Source organism: Mesorhizobium sp. M7A.F.Ca.CA.002.04.1.1 (assembly GCF_004022805.1).
Classification (GTDB): domain Bacteria; phylum Pseudomonadota; class Alphaproteobacteria; order Rhizobiales; family Rhizobiaceae; genus Mesorhizobium; species Mesorhizobium ciceri.
On record NZ_RZPL01000862.1, the window covers coordinates 1 to 2206 of the forward strand.

Genomic DNA, 2206 nt, shown 5'->3' on the forward strand with positions numbered 1-2206 from the left:
CCATGAATCTCCTGCAATCACGGTTTGTCGGCCGCGATGGCGATCGCTTGCGTTTCACCGCCGGCACCCTGCCGCTGGAGGCTATTTCTGAAACCGGCGAGGCACCTGCCGAGGGCGCTACCCGCACCATCGGCGTGCGCCCGGAGGATTTGCTGGCGATGACCGAGGCCGCGCCCGGCACCGCACCGGCGCGCGTCAACAGCGTCGTCTTTCACGGCCGCACGCTGCGCCTGCATGCCGAACTCGGGCAGGGCGCACCTGTCGTCATCGACGCGCCGCGCCAGGCCGAGGGTTTTCGCTTCCAGGTCGGCGACGTGGCGCATATCAGCCTGCGCCGTGGCGCCAACTGCCCAGTGCTGCCAGGTTAGTTCATCGAACTCTAAAAACCGGGGCCAACTGGGCGATCCACGATTTCCTCGAGGTCGAGGGTATCATCGGCTGCTGGGCGTGAGCTCGAATAGATTCCAGGCTTGACTCAAGGAGAGCGTTCCTGTTTTGTTCCGGAATGGAGCAAAACAGGAGCGTTCTTTGCCGGGCGTGTGCGTATGTATCTGCAAGGCGAATTCGACTATGGACTTCCAGAGCCGCCATGGCGGCCTAAACGGCCCGAGCGCGTGTTCTTCGGTTTGTTTTTGCAGTCTAAGGACCATTCGCGCTTTGCCGATTGTCAAAATCGGCTATGCGGCCAATGCGGGGTAACCGGCGACCAACTGCTACCGGAGCGTTTTCACGTCAGCCTGCAGCATGTCGGTGATTACAAAAGGCTACGGTCCAAAATTCTTTTTGCGGCCGCCCGATCGGGACGGCGCATTGCGATGGCCCCGTTCGAGGTTACCTTTCGCTATGCCAGTAGCTTTCCCGGCCGACCGGCGACTAGGGGCAAGCCAGCCAAACACCCTTTCGTGCTTCTCGCCGATGACGGACCGGTTTGTGAGTTGAGCAGGAAGCTCGGCGTCGAAATGCTGCGCGAAGGCCTCAAGGCGTCAGATGGTTTCGTTCCGCATCTGACGCTTGCATATGACCGAAAACTTGTCCCCAAACAGCCTATGGGCCCAATCAGCTTTGTTGCACGAGAGTTCGTCCTTGTGCACAGCTTGCGCGGACTGAAGAAGTACGTTTTCCCGGAATGTTGGCCGCTGAGCGCGATGTGATGTGCTCACATCGTCGTCACATACTCCGAGCGATATCCATCATCCTGACATGGCTTGTCAGCTACCCCGTGGTCCGACGATGGCAGGCCAGCGAGTCGTTGCCTATTTGCAGTGCGTCTGAACAGGAGGAACGCAAATGACCATCGCGGAAATTGCCAAGGATTTTACCGAGCTGCTCAAGCAGGGCGAGAACGAAGCTGCCGCCGAGAAGTACAATTCCGACGATATCGTGAGCTACGAAGCCATGGAGGGGCCGATGGCCATCTCCCGTGGCAAGGAGGCTCTCAGGCAGAAGGGCCAGTGGTGGCAGGAGAACAATGAAGTCCATGGCGGCTCTGTCGAAGGCCCCTATGTCAATGGCGACCAGTTCGCGGTGCGCTTCAAGTTCGACATAACGCCCAAGGCTACCGGCGAGCGTGTCACCATGGATGAAGTTGGCCTCTACACGGTCAAAAACGGCAAGATCACCGAAGAGCGCTTCTATTATTGAGGCCGGACCCCCGGCTTCCGGCTCACATCGCTGCTGCATGATCTGGAGGTTAGACGGCCAGGACATTGTCCTGGCCGTCATGTGGAACGGAGATATGGCAACGGCTCTGGCAAATCGGGAAGGGCGGTTTAGTCTGTGGAACGGATTCGACAGTCAGCCAAGGAAGCACGCTTTTGACGATCACCATGTACGGCATCACCACCTGCGACACGGTCAGGAAGGCGCGCGTCTGGCTGGAAGGCCATGACGTAGCCTACCGGTTTCACGATTTCAGGGCCGAGGGACTGGACGCGAAGCGGCTGGATGGTTGGGCGGGCAAGGTCGGCTGGGAAAAGCTGCTCAACAAGGCGAGCACGACGTTCCGCGAGCTGCCGGACAAGGAAAAGCAGGGTCTCGACGAGAAGAGCGCCAAGGCGCTGATGCTGGCCAAGCCGACCATGATCAAGCGGCCGGTTCTGGAGGTAGGCGACCGGGTTATGGTCGGGTTCAAGGCTGATGTCTATGAGGCGGCGGTGACGCAGTTGCGAGGCCTGCTGGGTAACGGCAAGGTGACGCTGCTCTACGG

Annotated in this window: 4 protein-coding genes; all 4 read left to right on the plus strand. The window is 59.7% G+C overall.

The genetic code is table 11. From position 1 onward, the window contains the following. Positions 1 to 368 (plus strand): TOBE domain-containing protein (locus ENZ75_RS29585; protein WP_128278539.1); only part of this gene is annotated, 368 nt, incomplete at its 5' end. Between the two features lie 102 nt (positions 369 to 470). Next, positions 471 to 1151 (plus strand): 2'-5' RNA ligase, encoded by a 681-nt coding sequence (locus ENZ75_RS29590; RefSeq protein ID WP_245441279.1) that lies wholly within the window; start codon positions 471 to 473, stop codon positions 1149 to 1151. A 136-nt stretch (positions 1152 to 1287) separates the two neighbouring features. After that, positions 1288 to 1641, plus strand: coding sequence for a nuclear transport factor 2 family protein (locus ENZ75_RS29595; RefSeq protein ID WP_013532858.1), 354 nt, complete (start codon positions 1288 to 1290; stop codon positions 1639 to 1641). A 173-nt stretch (positions 1642 to 1814) separates the two neighbouring features. Next, positions 1815 to 2206: ArsC family reductase (locus ENZ75_RS29600; RefSeq protein WP_128278540.1), on the plus strand; the 392-nt coding region annotated here is incomplete at its 3' end.

What these genes read in the sequence shown, in the direction of transcription:
- ENZ75_RS29595 (WP_013532858.1), top strand. Translation starts at nt 1,288, where the DNA reads ATGACCATCGCGGAAATTGCCAAGGATTTTACCGAGCTGCTCAAGCAG.